We start from the raw sequence: 19,590 nt of genomic DNA on the forward strand, positions 1-19,590 counted from the left end.
GTGGTTTCAAGGTTCTGCGCTTGACGAAATGCCCATCTGCTATAATAAACTAACTTCATATAACGAGATCATCACGGTACAGGAGAACACAGCCATGGATCAAACCTTGAAAGGGAACGAAAGAAACGGCAGCAATCCGGACAGCGGACCATCCGGTTCGGGTTTGGAGCGCCGGAATGTAGGGATTTTTGCACATGTGGATGCCGGAAAAACAACGACCACCGAACATATCCTGTTTGAAAGCGGGCGTACGCGGTCGCTGGGCAGCGTAGATTCGGGCACAGCTGTTACTGATTGGCTCGACATTGAGAAGGAGCGCGGCATTTCGGTTCGGGCGGCAACCACCTCTTTCGTCTGGAAAGGGGTTCATATCAACCTTGTAGACACGCCTGGACACGTAGATTTCCTGTCTGAAGTGGAACGATCCCTTCGGGTGATGGACGGCGCGGTGCTGATCGTATCGGCGGCTGAAGGAGTACAGGCGCAGACTGAGCTGATTTGGGGCGCATTAAGGAAGCTGAAGATACCAACCCTTATTTATGTCAATAAAATGGACCGGACCGGCGTCAACGAGCAGGCGCTGCTCGCCGATATTTGCAAATATCTGTCGCCGGACGCGGTTCCTTTTCAGCTGCCCGTAGGGCAGGAGCAGTCTTTCACAGGGGCCGTGGACTTATGGGCCGCTTTGGAGGACGGTTTGGAGGATGGAACGAACACTGCCGTATCCGGAGAGACGTTGTCTGAAGCTGCGGGGCGCTTGAAGGCTGCAGGAATCGAGCTGCTGGAAAGCTTGGCGGAGCGGGATGAGGCGCTGCTGCAGCGTTACTTGGCTGGAGAAAAGGTGCCGGTGATGCAGTGGAGACAAGCTGCGGCGGACATGGCCTGTTCAGGCAGGCTGTTCCCGCTGTTCTACGGCGCCTCTGGCAAGGGCATTGGCGTGGAGGCGCTGATGGATGCTATCGTGGATTATTTGCCGGGACCGGGTGGGGACAAGGACAAGGAGCTTTCCGGCATTGTCTTCAAGATTGAACGCGACAAAACGATGGGCCGGATGGCTTATGTCCGGTTATATTCAGGTGCTATCCGTAATCGTGATCTGGTTCTTAACTATACGCAGCAGTTGGAGGAAAAGGTGACGCAGATTCGCAAGGTTGACGGGAATAAATCGGAAGACCTTGGTGTGCTGGAAGCGGGGGATATCGCCGCTGTATGCGGATTGGCCTCTGTCCGCATAGGGGATGTGCTGGGCAGCCCGGCCCATATTCCGGACGAAGCCAGGCTTGCCGTGCCTTTGCTGACCGTTCAGGCTCACTGGGCAAGCGAAGCGGACTATCCGCGGATGGTGCAAGCGCTGCAGGAGCTGTCGGATGAAGATCCGCTGCTGGATGTGCAGTGGATGCAGGACGAACGGGAGCTCCACGTTAAGGTTATGGGGCAGATCCAGCTGGAGATGCTGACAAGCCTCCTGCAGAGCCGGTACGGACTCCGGGCCGAATTCGGCAAACCATCTGTCATCTATAAGGAGACGCCGGTCCGAGCAGGCGAAGGTTACGTTGCTTATTTGATGCCGAAGCCTTGCTGGGCCATTCTGCGCTTTGCCATAGAGCCGGGACCGCCGGGAAGCGGGCTTCAATATGACGCGAAGGTACGGACCGAAGACCTTCTGCTGCAATATCAGAACGAGGTGCGGCGGCGTGTTCCCGAGGCTTTGTCACAGGGGTTGTACGGCTGGGAGGTCGTGGATCTGAAGGTGACGCTGATCGAAGGGCAGCACCACGTTTGGCATACACATCCGCTGGATTTTGCCGTAGCGACGCCGATGGGGATCATGGACGGGCTCGCGAATACCGGGACTAAACTGCTTGAGCCCATCTTGAACTTCCGGATTAACGTGCCGGAGGAGAATGCAGGGAGGGTGATGAATGACCTGGTCCAGATGCGGGGCGTGTTTGAAACGCCTGTCCTGCAGGGAGAGCGAATTACCCTTACGGGCAAGGTGCCGCTGGCTGAATCCATGGAATATGCTTCCCAGCTTGGTTCGCTGACCAAAGGGCGCGGGGCGATGGTTACTTTTTTTGCCGGTTATGAAGAATGTCCGGAAGGTTTTGTCGCAGAGCGGCAGCGCAGAGGCGTTAATCCGCTGGACCAGTCCAAATATATTCTCAGCGCCCGTAAAGCCTTGCAGGGTTAAGGTTTGCCGATCAACAATCCGGCCGGCAGCGGGACCTACTTGCGGCGCTGTTGTTGTTTGGCGATTTCTTCCGTTACAACAAAAGCCAAATCCTCATTGCCGAACATCGACAATACGCCAAGCAGCGTGTCATCTGCAATTTCGCCGGCTTCTTCCTTCGGCACGGTCAACTCTGACATCTGCTTCAGGACCGGATTGTCGCCTTGATCGGGGTAAGCCTGGACATAAACTTCGGCGGGATTCAGATCGTGGTTCACGCACCACTGGGCGAAGACAAGAATCATCATATGCTCGTCCTGGCGGTAGCTGTCGATGATGCGCTGCTCCCGTTCTTTGGCATCCATTTTGCTATCCATAGAGGTTACATTCCTTTCTGTAAGAACCTTTCCAATTTAACACCATTATATCGAAAAGGCCTGGAGGGTGACAAATGATCAAAAATGAAAAAATCAAAGCTTCGGAAGTCCGGCTTACCGGCTTGGACGGTGAGGATTTGGGGATTATGCCGACACTGGAGGCGCTGGCCCTGGCCAGGAAATACAAAGTCGATCTGGTGTGCGAATCGCTGATGAGCAGCCCGCCGCCCTGCCGGCTGGTTGGAGCCGGGAAAGCTCGCGAGGAACGGGACCAGGCCAAGAAAAAAGCCGGGCCGGCCAAATCCAAGGAACTCCGCTTTACCCCTGAAATTGAAGAGCATGATTACGACACGAAGAAACGCCAGGCCGAGAAATGGCTGCAGGCCGGTCATTCGGTGCTTCTGACTGTAAAGATATCCGGCAAACAGGGGGAGCAGGCCAAAGCCCTGCTTCAGCAGCTGCAAGCCGATTTGAAGACGGCCGGCCGTCCCCGCACGGGAATCCAGCTAAGCGGGAGACAGGCGCAGGTAGAGCTCGAATCCCTTACATAAAACGTAATATTTGGCTGTTTAATCGCGTAAATGGGGGATTTTTCGCTAAAACCTAAATATTTCGACCTATTCTGACGAAAAAACTCTAAAGAGGGAACTAGAGGAGAGGTCGGAGTGATGAGCATGATAAAGAGAATCCAACAAAGTATGATCACGCGTTTAATTGGTTTGGCTGCTGTATGCTTTATTCTCATTATCACGGGTATGGTCCTGGTATCCTATAACGAGCAAAAGAATTTGTACTACAGCCAGTTGAAAACAAATCTGGCCCTTATTCAGAAACCATTAGAGGATCAAGCTTCGACCCTGGAGCAATCCATTCTGAGATTGGGGGATAACACCAACCCTGACTTGACGCAGGTCTGGTTTAAGTCGACTCAGCAAATGATGGACATGTTCAGCGGCACCGGAGTGATCAAGAACACTTATTTGCTTCAGCCCAAGGAGAAAGAAGAGCAGCTCGACGGCAAGCCAAGCCGTAAAGTGCTGTTCGGCAATCAAGCTTTATACCAGTCCGGAATCACCTCGATGACGCCTTATGTCCTCCAAGATCAATATAAGAAAGCAATGGATACGGCAGAAGCACACGGGCAAGGCATGACTGAGGTTTATACGGATGATCTGGGCAAATGGATTAGTGTTATGGCTCCGATCAAGAATGAAAACGGCAAGGAGATTGCCGTATTAGTTATTGATTTTGACTACGGGGATATTCTGAACCAGCTGCGGGACAGTTTATGGAGAGCGATTTCTATCGGGATTGGCGCGGGTATCCTTGGCGTATTAATCCTTGCAGTGGTTATCTATCTGATGCTGAGACCGATTGGTGTGCTTACACGCCTCACCAGAAAAGTGGCTGCAGGCGACCTGACCGAGACGCTGACCATCAAACGCAAGGATGAACTCGGCAAGCTTGCCGAGCACTTTAGTACCATGATCGTAAATATCCGGGATATGATTGCCAAAATCACCTTGTCCTCCGAAGAGGTCTCCAAGACGGCAGAAGTCCTTAAAATGGGCTCCGAGCATACAACACAAGCCGCCCAGTCGATTTCCCACTCGATTTCCGAGGTGGCTGCAGGCTCTGAACGCCAGAAGCGGAGCACGGAAGAGAGCGGCCGGGGCCTGGAGGAAATGTCCGTCGGGATTCAGCGTATCGCAGAGTCCGCTTCCTCCGCAGCTGAATCCTCGAGCAGCGCGCTTCGCATCGCGGGACAGGGTGGAGAGAAGGTGGAGCATAATCTGGAGCAGATGAAGGCGATTCAGCTGGCGGTGGGCGAAGCGTCGGCAACGATTGGCAAGCTAGGAGCGCTGTCCGACCAGATCGGCGGCATTACGAATCTGATCGCTGAAATTGCCAAGCAGACCAATCTGCTGGCGCTGAATGCGGCTATTGAGGCGGCCAGGGCCGGGGAACACGGACGCGGGTTCTCGGTGGTAGCCGATTCGATCCGCAAGCTTGCCGAGCAGTCGCGGGACTCCAGCGCTGAGATTTATGACCTGGTACAGGTCATTCGTACGGAGACTCACCTGGCGATGCAGACCATGGAGAAGGGTTCAGCAGAGGTGGAGCAGATGTCCGGTATCGTAAACGGGGTTCATGAGGCGTTTGCAGACATCATCCATGCGGTAGAAGAGGTTACAAAACAGATTATGGAGGTTTCGGCTTCCTCGCAGCAAATGTCGGCAGGCTCGGAGGAAATTACCGCTTCTATAATGGAACTTGCGGAAATCTCCCAGCAAACGTCCGAATTTACACAAAATGTGGCGGCTGCGGCGGAAGAGCAGCAGGCCTCTATGGAGGAAATCTCCCATTCGGTGCAGTCGATGAGCGAAATGGCGCAGGAGCTGCGCCAGTCGGTAGAGAAATTCAAAGCTTAGTTGGATTCATATAACAGCAGTCTCTAAGGCATCCCATTACGCGAAAATGGGGTGCCTTTATTGTTTTTTATTCTCCAAACGGAAAAAAGGCAACGATCGGGCCCTTTTATTCCCCGATCCTGAGCGGCGGACGAAGTCGGGGGTTCGTCCGCTGTTTTTCCATCAAGCAATATGCATATTTTTGCTAAAAGCGGCAAATACCAACACCAAGAGGTGAGGGGCGTGTCATGGTTCAGGAACAAAAATAATAATGGAAAAGACGAACCGGATCAGGATCAAGAGCAGAAATGGCAGCAGGAGGAGGATCATAAGCTTGTTCAGGAACTGATTCAGGAATTGGTCCAAGAGCTGGCTCAGGATCAGGATCAAGATCAGGATAAAGCGAAGAAACAAGACCTGGGGCAGGCACAGATCTTTGATCTGGATCAGGACCTGGACGGGAGCCTGGATCAAGTCCAAAGCGGAAAGGGAACCCAGGGCCAAACTCGAAGCCAAACCCAAAGTGAGGATCAGCAGCGTAAACAGCTGATGAACCGGGAGGAGCTGGGGGAGGAGCAACTGGCGGAGAACGGGGGAGAAGACCAGCCAGGCCGGAATCAGAGGCGGCCTCAGGACTACAAAGAAGAAATGAGCCGGGAATTTGATGAACAAAGCGGTGAGCAGGAGGAGGACCCAAATCCGGGCAGCGAAGCGAATCACTCTCCAGCCGAATTCGCCGATCCAAACCAAAATCAAAACAAAAACGGCGGGGATGAAGAAGGTCAGGGAGAGAGCAAGGATCAAAAGATAGAAAGCAGCCAAGCCCGAGTCCAGGAAAAAAACCAAGGCCGAAGTGAAGGGAACAACGAAGGGCAAGAGCAAAGCCGGGAAATGGACCGTGAGCAAGAGAAAGGGCAGGAAGAGAGCCAGGATGAGAACCCAACCTCTGGTGGAGTACAAAACCATGCGAACGGGCCGGACAGCCAGGACAAGCCGTTTTCCGCTTCACCTTCCAAATCGGATGGCGGCGAAAGCTCAAGCCGTTCCAAGCCGGAATTCGATGACTCCGGCTCCAGTCAGAAGAGGGGGGACGGTAGCTCGTCCGGCGAACCGGAGGGCGAAGCTCCGCTGGGATCTGATCTGCAGGCTAATTTGGCACGATTGAAGACAAGCCTGGAGAACTGCTCGGATATCATCTACCGTCCTTTTAAGCTCTACTCCTCCGGTAAGGATGGGGTTCTGGTTTATCTGGACGGCATGTGCGATTCCCAGCAGGTCGAGGAAGCCGTATTAAGACCGCTGATGGAAGGCCCTGGCGGAGGAACGGGCCGGACAGTCCGATCCAGCCGAGCGGGGCAGACTGAACAGCCGGATCCATCGGATTCGTCGAATCGTTCGGATGATTCATCTAAGCCTAAGCCGGGTTTATCCGAAGATCATCCGTCCCGAGATCAGAAGGGAACCGAACTGCCTGAGGAATATCTGGTGACGGCCCTGCATACCTCCCGTGAGAATAAGTTCAAACCGATTCTTCAGAGCATTATGAAGGGCCAGACGGCCGTTCTGATGGATGGAGAATCAGAGGTGCTGATCATTGATTTGATCAAAATGGAGCAAAGATCCATTGGCGAACCCACTTCGGAGAAGGTAGTCCGCGGGCCGCGTGACGGATTTACCGAATCCCTGCGCACCAACACCTCATTAATCCGGCGTCGTATCGTCAGCCCCCGTTTGAAAGCGGAGTCGCTTTCGATCGGTACCTTTACTCGCACCAACATTGCGCTGATGTACATCGACGGCATTGCCAAGAACTCGCTGGTTGAGGAAGTCAAAGGGCGGATTAAGGATATTGATGTCGATGGACTGCTTTATTCCCAGGACATAGAGGAATACATCGAAGACAGCGTCTGGTCCCCGTTTCCGCAGATACAGAATACGGAACGGCCGGACGTCGCCGCAGCGAGCCTGCTGGAGGGAAAGGTCGTCATTATTGTGGACAACTCGCCGATTGTGCTTATTGCCCCGATGACCTATTGGGCCGGCTTGCAGGCGGCCGACGATTATACCGAAAGACCGATGTATGCTTCCCTTATAAGGTGGCTTCGGTATATTTTTGTTCATATTTCCTTGCTGTTGCCTTCCTTGTACGTGGCCTTGACAACCTTCCACCCGGAGGTCATTCCGGGTCCGCTGCTCATCAGTATTGCCTCGGCGCGTGAGGGCGTGCCTTTCCCGGCAATGATTGAAGCGCTGCTGATGGAGATTATTTTTGAGGGGCTTCGGGAAGCCGGCATTCGCCTGCCGCAACAAGTGGGGCCTGCCGTGAGTATCGCGGGAGCACTCGTTATCGGACAAGCCGTAGTTGATGCTGGAATCGTCTCCAGTTCGATGGTTATCATTGTATCGCTGACGGGGATCGCGTCGTTTGCTTTCCCGATGTACAACATCGGGACCTCGTTCCGCATGCTGAGGTTTCCGCTGCTGCTGATCTCCGGCTTCATCGGTTTCTACGGCGTCATGCTGTTCCTTATTCTGATGACAGTGCATCTGGTGTCGCTTCGGCCGTTTGGAATTCCGTATATGGCACCGGCATCACCGCTTGAATCCTCTAATTTACGGGACATCCTGATCCGCGCGCCAAAGTGGAAGATGAACAAACGTATGGGTACACTTACCGGCCGGAACCGGAAGCGTTCACCGGGGAAGTAGCTGCTTGAATTTTGAGAAAAAGTGAGGGAATGACAGCATGTGGAGAAAGATAACGCTTGTTTTGCTGTGCATGCTCCCGCTGACGGGATGCTGGGATCGCCTGGAGTTGAATGACCGGGCCATCCTCCTTGGATGGGGGATGGATTTGCTTGAAGACGGGCGTTACTTGGCGACGGCTAACATTGTCCTTCCCATGGCTGTCAAATCTCAGGAAGGAAGCGGGGGGAGCCCTGGGTTCATTACGGAAAGCGCGATCGGCAAGGATATTACCGATGCCGGTCAGAATATGCAGAAGAAGCTGTCTCGTGTCACCTTCTCCGGGCATCGCCGGAATATATTTATCGGCGAGAGTCTGGCTAAACACGGCATGGCCCATTTAATGGACGAATATACAAGAAGTCCGAATGTCCGGCCGCGCAGCAATATTTTTATAGTCAAGAATGGAACCGCGCAGGAGGCAATGGCCCTGTATTACAAGCTGGAGACCAACCCTTCAATAGCCGTACAGAAAATCCAGGAGAAGCTCGGAGCGCCAATCAGCCGTTCCCTGCTGGACTTCTTTATCCAAATCAACAAAAACAAATGCGGGGTCATACCTACTCTGGAGGTCGTGAACCCGGAGCGGGAAGTGCCCAAGAAAACGGAAAGCGATAGTCCGCCGCAGCCAACCCTGGAGATTGATGGGATTGCGATTATGGATGAAGATATCAAACTTGTGGGCTATTTGAATACTGATGATTTCTGGATACGGCTATGGATAGCAGATGAACTGAAGAAAAGAGACGTTACTAGAACCATCGAAGGCAAAGAAAATACGGTCAGTATACGTCTAAGCCATCTTCGCTCCAAAGTTACCCCGATCTTTCAGGACGGCACAGTCTCATTCAAAATCCGGCTTAAGGCCAGGGGAGAGATTCTGGAGAACAACACGCCTCTGGATGTTTCGAAAGATCAGGTGATTCGGAAGCTTGAGCAGGAATTCCGGACGCAACTCCAAGCGGATGTTATTCGGGTAATCAAAAGAGTTCAAACCGAATATGGAACGGATGTGTTTGATTTCGGGGACACGATAAGGATGTTCCATCCTTATAAATGGAAGAAGCTTGAACCCAATTGGGATCAGACCTTTAAGCAGGCAGAGGTAGACGTGAAATTGCACCTGGAGATTACGGGGACGGGACTGTATGAACAGTCCGTGATTCCTAAAAGGAGCAGAGAGAGTGAATGAAGATCAGCAACCAACAGCTCTTCTGGATGATTTTGATGCTGAATGTAGGGATCAATCTTCTGATCGCCATAAATCTTGTCATTCGGAGTGGTCATCAGGATGCCTGGCTTTCTTCCATGATATCGGGTTTGGTTGGTCTGGGTGCGGTTTATCTGGGTACGATTGTATCTTTAAGGCATCCTAACCAGACATTAGTTAAATTTAGTACGGTGATATTAGGCAAGTGGCTGGGGAAGCTGGTTGTTATCCCGTATATGGCTCAGTGGTTCATTGTTATTCCGTTGATTATGCGGGATCAATATCATTTTGTGCATACCAACGTTTTGTTCATGACCCCGGCCTGGATGATCATAGGCTCCTTGCTTTTGGTGATGATTTACACCGTTTTGCAAGGGGGGATAGAAATTATTGCACGCTGTACACAACTTTGGGCACCTATTTTGATTGTGATTATGATCCTCACCTTTGGGTTTACGCTGAACAACCTGGATTGGAGAGCTTTGTTTCCGGTTTATGGTCTGACGGGCATGGGGCCCATCCTTACCGGATCACTGGTTCCGGCCTCTTTGCTCGCGGAGTCGGTTAACATCATGATGCTTATTGCCTTTGTCGATAAACCGGACAAAAAAACTAAAAGAGCAGCCCTTTCCGGTTTGCTTATGTCTGCTTTCTTTATTACGATGGGGATTTTGTGGGTTTTGATGACCTTTGGCTGGCATATTGCCTCCAAGCTGAAATATCCATTTTTTGATATGGTAAAGCTTGTTTATCTAATGGAATTCATTCAAAATATGGATATTTTGATTATGGCTGTTTGGCTGGTCAGCATTTTTGTAAAGATGTCGATCTATTTATTCATTGCCGGCTATGGGCTAGCCCAATGGGTAGGGAAGGAGAAACGTTGGAAGCATTTTGTGATCGTCCCGGTACTGACCACTTCTGTTCTAAGCTTTCTCCTGATCAGAAGCAACCTCCCGAACGAGTTGATCATGAACCGATTATGGATCAGCATTTTTCTACCCCTGAACGGCTACGTGATTCCGCTGCTGCTGTTAATTGTATCGGCCATCCGGTTCAGGTCCGGGAAGCCGGGCAAGCAGTCGGGGGATCAGAAAGCAACAAGCGGTCAGGAGACAAACGAAGATCAAAATCAAACCTCTGCAGGCGGCCAGGACTTGCCAGCTGGTCAAGATCCTTCAAACCATCCGAATTCCTCGGGAGATCACCAGGATAAAGATCAGCAGCAATCGAAGGACGTGAGTCAGGAGGGAAACGGGCAGCAAACATCTGATGAACAGCAGTCTTTTGAGTCCGAAGAACAGAAGCAAGCCGGCAATGAGCAGCAGGCCGCCGGCGGGCAGCAAACCCATGAGCAGAGACCAGCAGCACAGGAGGGGAACCAGCGCGAAAGCGGTTCACAGCGTCAGGACTCCAATCAGGAAGAGAGTTAAGCAGGATGCAGTGTGGCAAGGGGGGCCCCGTTGTTGCCGTTTTGTCCGCAAAGGAAATGGACGCCTGGGCTGCCGGATGCATGTCCCGCGGGGGGACAAGGCATACTATGGCTGAACTTGATTCGTCCAGCATGGAGAAGAGAATTCTGGGCGCTTCCGCCCTTTTAGTTCAGGAGGAGAGCAAACCATGACCAAAGACAAACATCAGAAGCATGAACGTCAAATAGCCAGCAACAACGGCCAAAGCGATACTGCCGGCGGACGCGGCGAACGGAGAGCCGGAAGAAAAGCTCAGTTCAAGAACCACAGCCAGGATGGCAGCGGTATTCTGGACGAGTATCTGGACTCCCCGAAAGAGTAGGATACAGCGGCTGGCAGAGTTCATCGACGGTCAGCTTGAGCCCCCGGCAGCGGGGGCTTTTTTGTGGAAGGCTGAAGAACCGGGTAAGGATAGGTAGGGGGATTCACCTTATAACTGAAGGAGGTTGTATAAAGTGCAGAAGACAAAAATCATATGTACACTTGGCCCTGCTTGTGACGAACCGGATGTATTGAAGCAGATGATCCAGGCAGGCATGACGGTTGGACGTCTGAATATGGCACATGGCGAACTGGAGGATCACGCCAGAAGAATCGCAGGTGTACGCCGGGCGGCGGAGGAGCTGAACACGTTTGTCCCGCTGATGATGGATATTAAAGGTCCGGAAATCCGGATCGGCAAGCTGAAGGAAAGTACGGTTATGCTGGAGCCGGGTGCTGCGATTACGCTGACCACGGAAACGATAGAAGGGGATGCCGAGCGGGTCTCCGTCAATTATCCGGATATGCCAAAGGTGGTAAAGCCGGGCGATAGAGTGCTTATTAATGATGGGTTGATTGAGCTGCATATCGTCAAGGTGGACGGAACGGAAATGCGGGCCAAGGTGATCAGCGGAGGCCCATTGAAACCAACCAAAGGAGTTAACCTGCCAGGAGTAAGGACGACGCTGCCGGGTGTTACCGAGCGGGATGTTCGGCATATTCATTTTGGATTGGAGCAGGGCATTGAAATGATCGCGGCTTCCTTCGTCCGCCGGGGAGACGATATTCGCGAAATTCGAAAAATTCTGCAGGAGCACGGCGCTGCTCATGTTCAGATTATCTCTAAAATCGAAAATGGAGAAGGCATCGACAATCTCGATGATATTATTGAGGCTTCGGACGGCATAATGGTAGCCCGCGGCGATTTGGGGGTGGAGGTTCCGGTAGAGGATGTTCCGATGCTGCAGAAGGAAATGATTGAGAAGTGCAACTTTGCCGGCAAGCCAGTCATTGTCGCTACACACATGCTGGAATCGATGCAGGTGAATCCGCGTCCGACACGCGCCGAAGTCGGCGATGTATTCAACGCTGTCATGCAGGGCGCCGATGTCGTGATGCTGTCCGGCGAATCGGCGGCGGGCAAATATCCCGTCAAGGCCGTTCAGACGATGGCGACCGTTGCCAAGAAAGCGGAAAGCGTCCTGAACTATCAGGAACAATTCAACCGAAAAAGAATGCAGCATCCGTCCGATATTACCGAGGTCATCAGCCAAAGCGCCGTAAATGCCTCGCTTGAACTGAAGGCTGAAGCGATAATTGTATCGACCGAAAGCGGGTTTACGGCACGGATGGTCTCCAAATACCGGCCGGAGGCGCCGATTATTGCCGTTACGCCGCAGCGGCACGTGCTGCCGCAAATTTGCCTTCTTTCCGGGGTCATTCCGGTTCTGGGCGACAAAGTGGAGACAACGGATGACATGTTCGAATCAGCGATCCGCAATGCGCTGGCCACCGGTTATATTCATAAAGGAGATACAATCGTCCTTTCGGCTGGGCTGCCGGTCATGCAGGCCGGTACAACCAATCTGGTGAAGGTGCAGAAGATTTAGGAGATATGAATTTCATGCTTGGCATGGATCGGAATGTTTGCCTTTATCGGGGCAACGGTCATTCAGCTGATTGATTTTCAGTTTGCAAGCCTGTTTCGGGAAATAGATCCGGCAAGCAATTATCTGATGAGTTATTTTATTGCTGCTGCAGGCGCCGGGACTGCGGTCATGCTGTTATTGGGCCGGTTTAGTTCAGGCACGGCATACGGCTGGAAATTGGGAGGAGGATATGTACTCATCGGCCTATCTGCAGCCGGACTCACGTTTCTTAGGCAGGCGGCGATGCCGGTTCCGGTTGCTGTGCTGATGTGTGGGTTCCTTCTTGGTATCGGTAATGGGATGTTCTTGATCACTTTTAATTATGCCCTGCAAAAAGAAACCCCTGCCAGCATGACCGGACGCATATTTGGCATTCAAAATACCGTACTCAGCGCTGTGCTAATTGCGGCTCCGCTGTTGGGAGGAACGCTCGTGCAGACGCTGGGGGCCCGCCTTACTTTTACGGTTGCGGGGTGCTTTCTTTCTGCCGTTGGCCTGGCGGGTATCGGCTGGGGTCATCGGTTCTGGTCACGGTCTTCATCTGCCGCTTCGGCCGCGTCTCTTGTTAACCTCGAGGAAAGAGCATAAATGCAGTTCAACTGGTGAGCGGGACGCCGTGAGAAAAGGACGGAAAAGGAATAACAGGAGCAGGCAGCGCCCGCTCCTGTTATTCCTTTTATAATGAATTGTTGCTGCCTCTTTCGCCAATCGGCTATTTGTTGGTCCCGTGCCGTTTGGTCGGCAGTACGGCATTAGGAGTGCCTTGGCCCCTCTTTTTGTTCCGTTCCTGATTCTTCTGGTGCTGCCGCACTTTCTCCACAAACTCATGCGTGCTGTCCATGGCTGCCCCTCCTTCCCTGAATAAGAATCCCCATTTACTATGCCCTCTTAGCTGAAAAATCATGAACGAGCGTCACAAAGTCGAGCTTCTCTGGGTTAAGGAGGCCTGATCCGCGTTGATCTTGTCTTCAATGATCCACATAGATCCACATTGATCATGGCTCTTCATTGATCTTCATTGATCTTCATTTTTCTTCATTTTAGTCTCAGGATCATTCATGTTTCTTTCATTTGCCCTTCATGATTAATGAGAGCAATGATGTTAGAATCAAATTTAGATCAAGTCTAAATTCACGCGATGAGGTGTTCATAATATGGATCAAAGATTGACGACAAATCAAGGCGCGCCGGTGGGCGATAACCAGAATTCCAGAACGGCAGGCAGACGGGGACCGGCGCTGCTGGAAGATTATCATCTGCTGGAGAAGCTGGCGCATTTCGACCGGGAGCGTATTCCGGAACGTGTCGTTCATGCCCGCGGAGCCGGAGCACATGGAGTTTTTGTAACGGAAGCGGGGATGGGGGCTTATACACGAGCCCACTTCCTTCAGGAAGCTGGCCGCGAAACACCGGTGTTTGTCCGTTTCTCGACGGTCATCAATTCGGCGGGATCGCCGGAAACGGCCCGCGACCCGCGCGGATTTGCCGTGAAATTTTATACGGAGGAAGGCAACTATGATATCGTCGGCAACCATCTGCCTGTATTCTTTATCCGCGATGCGCTGAAGTTCCCGGATATGGTGCATTCACTGAAACCTTCCCCTGCTACGAATGTGCAGGAGCCTGGGCGGTATTGGGATTTCATGACGTTATCGCCGGAATCGACGCATATGCTGACCTGGCTGTTCTCGGATCATGGAACACCGGCGAACTACCGGGAGATGGACGGTTTTGGCGTTCACGCCTTCAAATGGGTGAACAGCGAAGGCAAAGTCACTTACGTGAAATATACATGGAAGTCGAAACAAGGAGTTCGGAATTTATCAGCGGAAGAAGTTGTGGAAGTGCAGGGTAAAGATTTCAACCATGCCACACGCGATTTGCATGAACATATCGCCGCAGGTGATTTCCCGCAGTGGGAGCTGCATGTGCAGCTGATGCCGGTGGAGGATCTGGATCTCTGGAGTTATGATCCGCTGGACCCGACCAAGGTATGGCCCGAGGAACATTACCCGCTAATGAAGGTGGGTACGATGACTTTGAACCGTAATCCGCAGAATTTCTTCGCCGAGGTTGAGCAGGCGGCATTCTCGCCAAGCGCGACCGTACCGGGGATCGAGCCGTCCGAAGACAAGCTGCTGCAGGGCCGCCTTTTCTCTTATCCGGATACGCAGCGCTATCGTTTGGGCGCTAATTATATGCAAATTCCGGTCAACTGCCCTTATGCGCCAGTGCGGAATCATCAGCGCGATGGACAGATGAATGTGAACCAGGACCCTTCGCCGATCAATTTCGAGCCAAATAGTTACACGGACAACGTGAAGGAGGATCCGGCTTACAGGGAAAGCGTCATGCCGCTCAGCGGGCAGGCCGGACGGGAGAGAATTGAGAAGACGGATGACTTCACACAAGCTGGAGAGCTGTACCGCAGCTACACGGATGTTGAGAAGGACCATCTCATCAGCAATATCGTAGACGACTTGAAGCAGACGAATGAGAAAATTCAGCTTCGGGCGATTTGCAACTTCTTCCGCGCAGACATGCAATACGGCATGCGGATTGCCCAAGCGCTGGGTGTTGACATCGGAGGGTTTATGCCTTCCAACATGCCGCATTAATCGGACAGAAGATGATAAGCAACCAAAAAAAGATCAGGCTGGAGGGGCGGCCTGATCTTTTTTGCTTCTGTGGGGAGAATGCGGGGAGAACTGCCGTTGCCGGGGAGCAACAGGCAAAGTGAAACGGGGAACTGCAGCGAGGAGCTCCTGGCTGTAGCCGAACGTGAACGATCCGAAACCCGGGTTGTTAATCAGCTTTTCTAATATTGTTAGATAAACTAACATATAAATGCCTGTATATGAAGTTATAGTAGCATACGAATCCAGGCAATTCATTTATTTTCTACAAAAGGAATCGACAAGGATTATTCGCTGCCGGCTTTAAAAGACGTAAACGTCCTTATTCCGCTTAGGTTGACGCCTCCTACAGCAGGGGAATAAGATAGATATAACTTTACCGGGGATCCGGGACAGGTTTTGATCTTATAATCTGACATATATATTACATAGGAGGCGATGGTTAGGATGACGGTAAAACGCAGGGTTACTTCAGAGGATTTATATGAATTGAAATGGGTTGCGGGGTTAAGCGTAAATCCTGTAACCGGAGAAGTGGTGTACGGGGTCAAGAAAGTCAATCAGGAGCGGACAGGTTACCTGACGCATTTCCGCAAGCTGGACAAGGAAGGCCGCGATCAGGTTTATACCTCCGGAGAAACGGATGGCGCTCCGGTCTGGTCGCCGGACGGAACCAAGCTCGCTTTTATCCGAAAATATAAGGATCATCCGCAAATCTGGGTGATGCCGCAGGCCGGGGGCGAAGCCGCCGTACTGACCCAAGCGCCTCACGGTGTGGAAGGTTTCGTCTGGTCGGCCGACAGCCGGTCCTTGTTCTTCAAACAGCCTGTGGGGGGACCGGAAGAGGTCAAAGCCGAAGACAAACCTAACCGGGTTGTCGTCAGCAAGCGGACCCAACCGAAATTCGACGGCAGCGGCGAATGGGACGGCCGTTACCGTCATCTGCACCGCATCGGCCTGGAGGATGGAGTGATCCGCCAGCTGACAGAGGGCAGCTTTGATGTCGGCAGCTTCGCCTGTTCCCCGGATGGGGGCAAGCTGGCTTTTACGGCCGTAATCCTTGACGATCCCCAGGCAGACCCAGATCTGGAACTGACGAATGATCTGTTTGAGTTAGCGGTGGAAGGCGGCTCGCCGCGCCGGTTAACGTCTTCGCAATATGATATTCATCAGGTTGTTTATTCACCGGATGGTCAGGAGCTTCTCTTCCTGGGCGACGATCTTTCCTACAGCAACGCTACACTGGTTCAGCTCTACCGGATGCCGGCCGCCGGCGGGAAAGTCGCCTGTGTAACCGCTGGGCTTGATCTGATGATTTCAGCGGCGGCAGTAAGCGATATGCGGGGCGGCGCCTTCTATAAACCTGTGTTCAGCCCTGACGGGAAACAGGTCTACACGCTTGTTACGACTAAAGGCAGTGTACACCTGTACAGCTTTGCCCTGGACGGCAGCCGTGCCCCGGAAGCTGTAACGCAAGGGGAACGCGATCTATTCGGGTTCGCGGCAGATCCGGCTTCGGGAACCTTTATTATTGCCGCCGCAGATGCTCTGCAGCCGGGAGATCTGTTCCGTCTCGACCCGGTGACGGGGGAGGAGACACGCCTTACGGAGCTGAACAAGGAACTGCTGTCCGGGCTGGAATTGAGCGAGCCGGAAAACTTCTGGTTTGAGGCCTCCGATGGCGAGCAGGTTCAGGGCTGGATCATGAAGCCGGCGGGCTTCGCGGAAGGCGGCAAATATCCGGCGGTACTGGAGATCCATGGCGGCCCACATGCCATGTACGCGCACACCTTTATGCATGAGTTCCAGCTGCTGGCCTCTCAAGGCTACGCGGTTGTTTACAGCAATCCTAGAGGCAGCCATGGCTATGGCCAGCTGTTTGTTGATGCCTGCCGGGGCGATTACGGCGGCCGTGATTATCAGGATCTGATGGAGCTTACGGATTATGCGACGCAGCAATATTCTTTTATAGATGAGAACCGCTGGGTCGTAACAGGGGGCAGCTACGGCGGATTTATGACCAACTGGATCGTGGGACACACGAACCGTTTCAAGGCCGCCGTCACGCAGCGTTCCATTTCCAACTGGATTTCCTTCTACGGCGTCAGCGATATCGGTTACTTCTTCACGGAAATGGAGATCGGCGGAGGCAATCCTTGGGAGCATACCGAAATGCTTTGGAAACATTCCCCGCTGGCTTATGTTCAGCAGGTCGAGACCCCGCTGCTTATTCTGCATGGCGAAGAGGATTTGCGTTGTCCAATCGAGCAGGGCGAGCAGCTCTTTACGGCGCTCAGACGCCTTGGCAAAACGGCAGAACTCGTCCGATTCCCGGGCGCCAGTCATGACTTGTCACGGACAGGCCGCCCTATTCTGCGGGTGGAGAGACTGAACCGGATTGCCGGATGGTTTAATCAATACCTGGAGAACGTATCAATATAAATAAAATGGAAAAGTAAAGTCCGCTTGGAGGAGATCAGTCTCAAGCGAAGTTCCTGATGAATGTGAAACTGCCGGGCGTCTTCCGGCAGCTTCTTTATTTTTGGAGCAGGGACAGCGTTTTCAAGCTTGAAAAGGCTCTTGCACACCATTGACTTTGCGGATGGTTGCTATATAATTTGTCAAAATAACGAGCAGAAACGAGGAATGGCGATGGAGACAAAACGCAGGCAGGAGCTGTACGAGGTCAGCGGCAGATTGGCGAAAGTAGCCCTTGGCCGGGAGAAAGCGGATCTGGTGGTTCAGAATGGCACCCTGGTCAATGTGTATTCCGGTGAACTGCTGGAGCACACCGATATCGCCGTTGCAGGCGGAAGGGTGGCTTTCGTCGGAAAGGCCGGGCATACGATCGGACCGGATACGAAGCTGGTAGACGCTGAGGGGCGCTTTCTGGTTCCGGGACTGATCGACGGACATATGCACGTCGAGAGCACGATGATGACGGTCACCGAATTTGCAAAGGCCGCGCTGGCCAAAGGCACGACGGCTGTATTCATGGACCCCCATGAAATCGCCAATGTATTCGGGAATGAAGGGGTAGCCTGGATGCATGAGGAGGGGCAGGGGGTTCCGCTGAAGGTATTTACCACCTATCCCTCCTGCGTGCCGGCTGCGGAAGGTCTGGAGGATGCCGGCGCCTCTCTGGAGGTGGAAGACATCGAAGCCGGGCTGCGCTGGGAAGGGGTTGCAGGACTGGGTGAGGTGATGAATTTCCCTGGCGTTGTTTATGATGACCCGAAGATGAAAGGCGAAATCGAGGCAACGATCAGGGCGGGCAAGACGGTTACCGGTCATTTTCCAAGTGACGATCAGCAGATGCTGCAGGCTTATATCGCTTCGGGGGTAACGTCCGACCACGAAACGGTTACCCGGGAACAGGGGCTCGCCCGCGTGCGGTTAGGCATGAATTTGATGATCCGCGAGGGCTCGGCCTGGCAGGACGTGAAGGAAGTGATCAAGGTGGTCACGGAGGATCATGCGCCTACAGGCAATATTACGCTGGTGACGGACGACGTCTATCCGCAGACCCTGGTCGATAAAGGACATATCAACCATGTCGTGCGCCGGGCCGTTGAGGAAGGGGTAGACCCGGTAACGGCCATTCAGATGGCTACGATTAATACGGCGAGATACTTTAATATGGAACGGGACCTCGGGGCCATCTCACCGGGAAAATGTGCGGACATCCTGCTCGTTGATGACTTGCAGCAAATGGTTCCTTCGCTTGTCATTGCCGATGGAGCCGTTGTTGCTCGGCAGGGGCGCATCGTCATTCCGTTCCCGTCTTATGTTTATCCGGAGAAAGCCCGGCAGTCGGTACAGCTGGCCCGGAAGCTGCGGCCGGAGGACTTTCGACTGCGCAGCAAACGGACAACTGCTGGAGCAGGGGCAGGAGCAGGCGGCACTTCGGTTGTAGGAACAACCCGGGTGAAGGTGATTCAAGTGATTGAGAACAGCGCCCGGACGGCCTCGGCGACAGCTGAGTTAACGGTGAAGGACGGTTACATCCAGCCGGACCCGCAGCAGGATGTCCTGCTGCTCGCCTGCATTGAACGGCACAAAGGCTCGGGTGATATTTCCCTTGCGTTCGCCAAAGGCTTCGGGTTGAAAGAAGGTGCCGTTGCTTCAACCGTAGCGCACGACAGTCATAACCTGCTCGTCATGGGCACAAATGAAGCGGACATGGTATTTGCCGCCTCCAAGCTGGCGGAATGCGGCGGCGGCATGATTGCCGTCAAGGACGGCAAAGTGCTGGGCCTGGTCGAAATGCCGGTAGCCGGACTGATGTCCGACAAACCGCTGGACCAGGTGGTGGAAGAGGTTCGTGGGCTTGAAGCGGGCTGGAAGGAGCTTGGCTGCACAATTCATGCTCCATTTATGACCTTCTCTCTGATCGCGCTGCCTGTTATTCCGGATCTGCGCATCTCGAACCGCGGCCTGGTCGATGTAACGACCTTCCGGCTTACGGACGTGGAGTTATAGAAGACAGAACAACAAAACCGCCGATCTTTCCTAATGTGGAAAGGCGGCGGTTATCTATATTGTTTCATATATAGTTAATATGTGATATGGCTTGCATTTAAGGTTTAGTGCGTTTGTTGTTCGAGTTGATCTTCTTCTTTGAATATCTTTCCGCAGAAAATGCCAATTACTATGAAG

Annotated in this window: 15 protein-coding genes; 13 read left to right on the forward strand and 2 right to left on the reverse strand. The window is 52.9% G+C overall.

The window, feature by feature from the left end:
* Positions 1-94 precede the first annotated feature (94 nt).
* The gene (locus AWM70_RS20490) at positions 95-2,191 is read left to right on the forward strand and encodes a GTP-binding protein (protein ID WP_083180455.1); all 2,097 of its coding nucleotides are present in this window, start codon (positions 95-97) and stop codon (positions 2,189-2,191) included.
* A gap of 35 nt (positions 2,192-2,226) precedes the next feature.
* Here the strand turns inward: AWM70_RS20490 and AWM70_RS20495 are convergent, their stop codons facing one another.
* Entirely contained in the window at positions 2,227-2,535 is a 309-nt protein-coding gene (locus AWM70_RS20495) for a hypothetical protein (RefSeq protein ID WP_068700915.1), read from the reverse strand.
* Positions 2,536-2,621: 86 nt separating this feature from the next.
* On the opposite strand from AWM70_RS20495, the gene infC reads away from it, so the two are divergent.
* From infC to AWM70_RS20535, 9 genes are all read left to right on the forward strand, one after another.
* Positions 2,622-3,098 carry a translation initiation factor IF-3 gene (gene infC, locus AWM70_RS20500; protein WP_068699558.1) on the forward strand — a complete coding sequence of 159 codons (477 nt, stop codon included), beginning with the start codon at positions 2,622-2,624 and terminating at the stop codon, positions 3,096-3,098.
* A gap of 117 nt (positions 3,099-3,215) precedes the next feature.
* Positions 3,216-4,979, forward strand: coding sequence for a methyl-accepting chemotaxis protein (locus AWM70_RS20505; protein ID WP_068699560.1), 1,764 nt, complete (start codon positions 3,216-3,218; stop codon positions 4,977-4,979).
* A 222-nt stretch (positions 4,980-5,201) separates the two neighbouring features.
* On the forward strand, positions 5,202-7,667 hold the full coding sequence (locus tag AWM70_RS20510) for a spore germination protein (protein ID WP_237167768.1): 2,466 nt from the start codon (positions 5,202-5,204) through the stop codon (positions 7,665-7,667).
* A gap of 37 nt (positions 7,668-7,704) precedes the next feature.
* Entirely contained in the window at positions 7,705-8,895 is a 1,191-nt protein-coding gene (locus AWM70_RS20515) for a Ger(x)C family spore germination protein (RefSeq protein ID WP_068699563.1), read from the forward strand.
* The gene (locus tag AWM70_RS20520; protein WP_068699565.1) at positions 8,892-10,346 is read left to right on the forward strand and encodes a GerAB/ArcD/ProY family transporter; all 1,455 of its coding nucleotides are present in this window, start codon (positions 8,892-8,894) and stop codon (positions 10,344-10,346) included. Before AWM70_RS20515 ends, AWM70_RS20520 begins: the two co-directional genes overlap by 4 nt.
* A gap of 41 nt (positions 10,347-10,387) precedes the next feature.
* The gene (locus AWM70_RS23565) at positions 10,388-10,537 is read left to right on the forward strand and encodes a hypothetical protein (RefSeq protein ID WP_169823482.1); all 150 of its coding nucleotides are present in this window, start codon (positions 10,388-10,390) and stop codon (positions 10,535-10,537) included.
* Positions 10,534-10,707, forward strand: coding sequence for a hypothetical protein (locus AWM70_RS23570; RefSeq protein WP_169823380.1), 174 nt, complete (start codon positions 10,534-10,536; stop codon positions 10,705-10,707). The genes AWM70_RS23565 and AWM70_RS23570 overlap by 4 nt, the downstream gene beginning before the upstream one ends.
* Before the next feature lie 133 nt (positions 10,708-10,840).
* Entirely contained in the window at positions 10,841-12,256 is a 1,416-nt protein-coding gene (gene pyk, locus AWM70_RS20530) for a pyruvate kinase (protein WP_068699572.1), read from the forward strand.
* An 18-nt stretch (positions 12,257-12,274) separates the two neighbouring features.
* Positions 12,275-12,883 (forward strand): MFS transporter, encoded by a 609-nt coding sequence (locus AWM70_RS20535; RefSeq protein ID WP_068699574.1) that lies wholly within the window; start codon positions 12,275-12,277, stop codon positions 12,881-12,883.
* A 124-nt stretch (positions 12,884-13,007) separates the two neighbouring features.
* On the opposite strand, the gene AWM70_RS23000 is transcribed toward AWM70_RS20535, so the two are convergent.
* Positions 13,008-13,136: a DUF4023 family protein gene (locus AWM70_RS23000; RefSeq protein WP_083180456.1), complete on the reverse strand. Its 129-nt coding sequence runs from the start codon at positions 13,134-13,136 to the stop codon at positions 13,008-13,010.
* 313 nt (positions 13,137-13,449) lie between these two features.
* Here AWM70_RS23000 and AWM70_RS20540 point away from each other — a divergent pair, with 313 nt between their 5' ends.
* From AWM70_RS20540 to ade, 3 genes are all read left to right on the forward strand, one after another.
* A complete protein-coding gene (locus tag AWM70_RS20540) occupies positions 13,450-14,913 on the forward strand; it encodes a catalase (protein WP_068699576.1) in 1,464 nt (487 codons plus the stop codon).
* A 465-nt stretch (positions 14,914-15,378) separates the two neighbouring features.
* A complete protein-coding gene (locus AWM70_RS20545) occupies positions 15,379-17,373 on the forward strand; it encodes a S9 family peptidase (protein WP_068699578.1) in 1,995 nt (664 codons plus the stop codon).
* Positions 17,374-17,583: 210 nt separating this feature from the next.
* Positions 17,584-19,413, forward strand: coding sequence for an adenine deaminase (gene ade / locus AWM70_RS20550; protein WP_068700917.1), 1,830 nt, complete (start codon positions 17,584-17,586; stop codon positions 19,411-19,413).
* The last annotated feature ends 177 nt before the right edge of the window (positions 19,414-19,590 follow it).

The sequence above is a fragment of the Paenibacillus yonginensis genome (genome assembly GCF_001685395.1).
In the GTDB taxonomy this organism is placed as follows: domain Bacteria; phylum Bacillota; class Bacilli; order Paenibacillales; family Paenibacillaceae; genus Fontibacillus; species Fontibacillus yonginensis.